The organism is Actinoplanes sp. NPDC049599 (genome assembly GCF_044465625.1).
Lineage (GTDB): Bacteria > Actinomycetota > Actinomycetes > Mycobacteriales > Micromonosporaceae > Actinoplanes.
Genome location: NZ_JBITLX010000009.1, coordinates 277,891 through 282,860, shown reverse-complemented (window position 1 = coordinate 282,860; position 4,970 = coordinate 277,891). Strand labels below are relative to the sequence as shown.

Sequence of the window (4,970 nt, the reverse complement as noted above, 5' to 3'; positions counted from 1 at the left end):
AAGAACACCACCGCCAAGCCCTACCGATGGACCTACGACGGCACCCCACTCAAAGCCGCATGACCCACGACGAACTAACGCGGCGCAGCACTAGGGTTCCCGCCGATGCAGGGTCAGGATGAGATCCACCACCAGGGCGGTCCAGCCGGTCTGGTGCCAGGCGCCCAGGCCGGCGCCGTTGTCACCGTGGAAGTACTCGGGGAATGAGATCAGGTCCTTCCAGTCCGGATGGCTCTGGAACACCTCCTGCGCGCCGTAGATCGGCCGCCGGCCCCACGAGTCCGGGACGAACAGCGACACCAGCCGGCGGGCCAGGTCGTCGGCGACCGCGCTCAGCGGCATCTTGGTCTGCGAGCCGGTCGGGTACTCCACCATCAGGTCGTCGCCGAAGAACGCCGCGAACTCCCGCAGCGCCTCGATGAGCAGGTAGTTCACCGGCATCCAGACCGGGCCGCGCCAGTTGGAGTTGCCGCCGAACAGCCCGCTGGTGCTCTCCGCGGGCTCGTACCCGACGGTGAACTCCGAGCCGCCCAGGTGCACCGTGAACGGCTTCTCCAGGTGCGCGCGCGAGAGCGTTCTGAGCCCGTACGGGGAAAGGAACTCCTCCGGATCGAGCATCCGGGCCAGGATCCGCAGCAGTTGGTCCTGGCCCACCATGGACAGCAGCCGCTGCTGGCGGCCGTCGGCCGACAGCCGGCGGGCGCTGATCACGTCGGCGTACTCGGCCTGGCCGGCCAGCAGCCAGCGCAGCCGCGCGGCCAGCTCGGGCAGCCGGTTCAGGGTGCCGGCGGACAGCCGGGTGGTCGCCGCCAGCGGCAGCAGGCCGACGATGGACCGGGCCTTGAGCGGCATCCGGTGGCCGTCGGGCAGCCGCAGCACGTCGTAGAAGAAGCAGTCGTCGTCGTCCCACAGCCCCTGCCGGTACGCCGCCTCGGCGATGTACGCGAAGTGCTCGAAGAACTTGGTCGCCATGTCCTCGTAGGTGCGGTCGTGCAGGGCCAGCCGGATCGACATGTCGAGCAGGTTGAGCGCGTACATGGCCATCCAGCCGGTGCCGTCGGACTGCTCCAGCACGCCGGCCACCGGCAGCGCCGCGGACCGGTCGAACGGGCCCACGTTGTCCAGCCCGAGGAAGCCGCCCTCGAAGACGTTGTTGCCGCCGACGTCCTTGCGGTTGACCCACCAGGTGAAGTTCAGCAGCAGCTTGTGCATGACCCGGGCCAGGAAGTCGAAGTCCCGGCCGCCGTCGATCTCGAAGACGTTCAGCGCCGCCCACGCGTGCACCGGCGGGTTCACGTCGCCGAACGCCCACTCGTACGCCGGGATCTGGCCGTTGGGGTGCATGTACCACTCGCGCAGCAACAGCAGCAGCTGCGCCTTGGCGAAGGCGGGGTCGACCCGGGCGATCGAGACACAGTGGAACGCCAGGTCCCAGGCCGCGTACCAGGGATACTCCCAGGGGTCGGGCATCGAGATGACGTCGAAGCTGTTCATGTGCCACCAGGCGTTGTTGCGCCCGTAGCGCCGGCCGGGCGGCGGCGGCGCGGAGCCGGGATCGCCGCGCAGCCACTGCTTGACGTCGAAATGGTAGAACTGCTTGCCCCACATCAGCCCGGCGATGCCCTGCCGGGCCACGGCGGCCTCCTCGGCGGAGGCGGCGACCGGGATCAGCTCGGCGAAGTAGGCGTCGGCCTCGGCCAGGCGATCCCGTACGAGGGCAGCGAAGTCCCCGCCCAGCGCGGGCTCGCCGGGGCTCTCGTCGCCGCGGGTCAGCCGCAACCGGATCTCGCGGGTCTCGCCCGGCCCCAGCGTCAGCTCATAGTGCAGTGCGCCCTTGGTGCCCACCCCGGCCGGGTTCACCGTCGGAGCGCCCGCCACGACGTGATCGTTGATGCCGTCCTTCGGGTACATGCTGGTGCCGGGCAGGCCCCAGAGCCGCTGCGCGTTGGTCTCGTTGTCGCAGACCAGGGCGGGCGGTGTCCCCTCGCCGTCCAGCGTGATGTGCCCCAGGCTGCGGTGCTCGCCGTGCAGCCGCCCGGGACTGCCGGTCAGCCGCGGGACCCGGCGGTTCGGCTGCCCCCACGACCAGGTGTTGCGGAACCACAGCGACGGCAGCACGTGCAGGGTGGCCTCGTCCGGCCCGCGGTTCGACACCCGGACGACGATGCACATGTCGTCGACGGCGGCCTTGGCGTAGTCGACGGTCACGGCCCAGAACCGGTCGTCGTCGAAGACACCGGTGTCGATGAGCTCGTACTCCGGCTCCTCCCGCGACCGCTGCCCGTTGACCCGGACCAGCTCGTCGTAAGGAAAGGCGGCCTGCGGATAGTGGTAACGCCAGCGCATCCACGAATGGGTCGGCGTCGAGTCCTGGTACCACCAGTACTCCTTGGCGTCCTCGCCGTGGTTGCCGCCGTCGCCGCCGAGACCGAACATCCGCTCCTTGAGGATCGGATCCTTGCCGTTCCACAGCGCCAAGGCGAAACAGAAGGTCTGCCGCTCGTCGCAAACTCCGGCCATGCCGTCGTCATTCCACCGGTACGCCCGAGAGCGAGCGTGATCGTGCGGGAAGTAGTCCCAGGCGGTGCCGTGCTCGCTGTAGTCCTCGCGGACCGTGCCCCAGGCCCGTTCGGCGAGGTAGGGGCCCCAGGCGCGCCAGGACTGCTCACCGGAGTCCGCCTGCGCCAGGCGCTCGCGCTCCGCCACGCCGCCGCCCACCCCCTTCGTCCGGACCTTTGCTGCATTGTTACTGGCAGGTGTTACGAACACTAACGGAGCCCATCTCGAAAGATCGTCCGCGCCCGCTTAACAATGGCCCGGCACACTGGCGGGGTGACCTGGCTCCTCGCTGTCGTCGCCGGGTTCGTGATCTCGGTGGTGACCACACCCGTCGGCGTCTCCGGGGCGGTGTTCCTGCTGCCGGTCCAGCTCAGCGTGCTGGGCGTACCGAACCCGGCGGTGACGCCGACAAATCTGCTGTTCAACGTGGTGTCGGGGCCGGGGGCGCTGCTGCGATACCGGCGGCGGGGCGGGCTGGGCAGCCCGCTGACCCGGTTGCTGCTGCTGGGGACGCTGCCTGGGGTGGTGGTGGGGGCGGTGGTCCGGGTTTTCGCGGTGCCTGGGCCGGGGGTGTTTCGGGTGATCGTGGCTGGGCTGCTGCTGCCGTTGGGTTTGTGGCTGTGCCTGCGCCGGCCGCCGAGGGCGGCGACGTCGGCCGGTCCGGCAGCGGCGGATCCGGCGGCAGCGGGTCCAGCGCCGACAGGGACGACTCGCCTGGGTCCGGTGGCGGGTCCAGCGCCGGCAGCAGGTCCGGATCCAACGGCTGCGGATCCAGCGGCGGCCGCAGGTCCGGGTCCGGATTTGGCGGCAGGTCCGTGGCCGCCAGTGGCGGGTCCGAGTCCGGTATCTGCAGGTCCGGGTCCGACGGGTCCGGGTCCGGTAGCTGCCGGTCCGGGTCCGTCAGCAGGTCCGGGTCCGGCGGGTCCGGGTCCGACGGGTCCGGATCCGGTAGCTGCCGGTCCGGGTCCATCAGCAGGTCCGGGTCCGGCGGGTCCGGGTCCTGGTTTGGTGGCGGGTCCTGGTTTGGTGGCGGGTCCTGGTTTGGTGGCGGGTCAGACGCCGGGCCGGGCCGCGGCTGGGATGCCGCGTCGGGGGGTCGTGGCGTTGGCCCTGGGGGTGGGTGTGGTGGGCGGCGTCTATGGCATCGGCGGTGGGTCCGTCCTGGGTCCGATCCTGGTCGGCCGGGGCCTGCCGGTGGCGATCGTCGCGCCCGCGGCGCTGGCCTCGACCTTTGTCACGTCGGTGGCCGGAGCGGCCGCGTTCGCCGTACTGGGTCTGACCGGCCGGGGCGAGATCGCCCCGGACTGGACGATCGGGCTGCTCTGCGGGCTCGGCGGCCTGGCCGGCGGCTACGTCGGGGCGCACCTGCAACCCCGGCTGCCGGAACGCGGCCTGCGGCTGGTGCTCGGTGGTCTCGCGGTCGCGGTGGGGATCATGTACGCCGTCACTTACTAGGGTGCGTTCATGCCAGCCTCCGATTACGTGAAGAACCTGCGCGCCCGGGTCGGCCACGACCTGATCATGTTCCCGACGGTCAGCGCGATCATCCTCAACGACCGCGGCGAGATCCTGCTCGGGCAGCGCAGCGACAACCATCAATGGTCGGTCATCGCCGGCATGATGGACCCGGGCGAGCAGCCCGCTGACGCGCTGGTCCGCGAGGTCGAGGAGGAGACCGGCGTACAGGTGAAAATCGAACGGCTGGCCGGCGTCGCCCTGCACGAGGTCGTCTACGGCAACGGCGACCGCTGCCACATGGTCAACACCTGGTTCCGCTGCCGCGCGGTGGGCGGCGAGGCCCGGGTCAACGACGCCGAGTCGATCGCGGTCGGCTGGTTCGCCCCGGACGCACTGCCGGAGCTGAACCCGTTCGCCCTGGTCCGGATCCGGACCTCGCTGGAGGAGGACGCACCGGCCTGGTTCGCCCAGCCCGGCGAGAACGAGATCCCCGGCTACTGACCCGCGTCACCCCGCTTCCCAGCCGGCCGCCAGATCGCCGGCGACATCACGGAGCAGCCCAAGGAACACCTCGACCAACGGCGTCGCACCAGCTTCGGCCATGGTGACAACCTGCACATCCCGGTGTGGAACGGGCGGTCGCAACTCCCGGTGAGCGGTGCGCGGCGCATGGGTCAGGGCCAGCCGCGACACAAGCGCAACGCCGATACCGGTGCCGACCAGCGCCTGCGCGACGTCGTAGGACGCGGTCTGAAAGCGGATCCGCGGGGCGAAGCCGGCGGCGGCGGTAACCCGGTCGAACTGGGCGCGAGCGGCATGACCGGCCAGGATGGTCACCCAAGCCTCGTCCCGCAGCTGCTCCAGCCCAAGCAACGCGGAGCCGACCAGCGCGGACCCGGTCAACGCGGACCCGGTCAACCCGGAGCCGACCAGCGCGGACCCGGTCAACGCGG

The 4,970-nt window shown here is 70.8% G+C and carries 4 protein-coding genes; 2 read left to right on the top strand and 2 right to left on the bottom strand.

Annotated features, from left to right (window positions below; translation table 11 throughout):
* Positions 1-90 precede the first annotated feature (90 nt).
* Positions 91-2,706 carry an MGH1-like glycoside hydrolase domain-containing protein gene (locus ACIBQZ_RS19430; RefSeq protein ID WP_396090086.1) on the bottom strand — a complete coding sequence of 872 codons (2,616 nt, stop codon included), beginning with the start codon at positions 2,704-2,706 and terminating at the stop codon, positions 91-93.
* Positions 2,707-2,811: 105 nt separating this feature from the next.
* Here ACIBQZ_RS19430 and ACIBQZ_RS19425 point away from each other — a divergent pair, with 105 nt between their 5' ends.
* Positions 2,812-4,014, top strand: a complete 1,203-nt coding sequence (locus ACIBQZ_RS19425; RefSeq protein WP_396090085.1) for a TSUP family transporter — start codon at positions 2,812-2,814, stop codon at positions 4,012-4,014.
* A 9-nt stretch (positions 4,015-4,023) separates the two neighbouring features.
* Complete coding sequence (locus tag ACIBQZ_RS19420) at positions 4,024-4,518, top strand: NUDIX hydrolase (protein ID WP_396090084.1); 495 nt, start codon at positions 4,024-4,026, stop codon at positions 4,516-4,518.
* A gap of 6 nt (positions 4,519-4,524) precedes the next feature.
* Here ACIBQZ_RS19420 and ACIBQZ_RS19415 read toward each other — a convergent pair.
* Positions 4,525-4,970 (bottom strand): LysR substrate-binding domain-containing protein (locus tag ACIBQZ_RS19415; protein WP_396090083.1); only part of this gene is annotated, 446 nt, incomplete at its 5' end.

Excerpts from the sequence above, each read along its gene's own strand:
- ACIBQZ_RS19420 (WP_396090084.1), top strand. The coding sequence starts at position 4,024 with ATGCCAGCCTCCGATTACGTGAAGAACCTGCGCGCCCGGGTCGGCCAC.
- ACIBQZ_RS19425 (WP_396090085.1), top strand. The coding sequence starts at position 2,812 with ATGGCCCGGCACACTGGCGGGGTGACCTGGCTCCTCGCTGTCGTCGCC.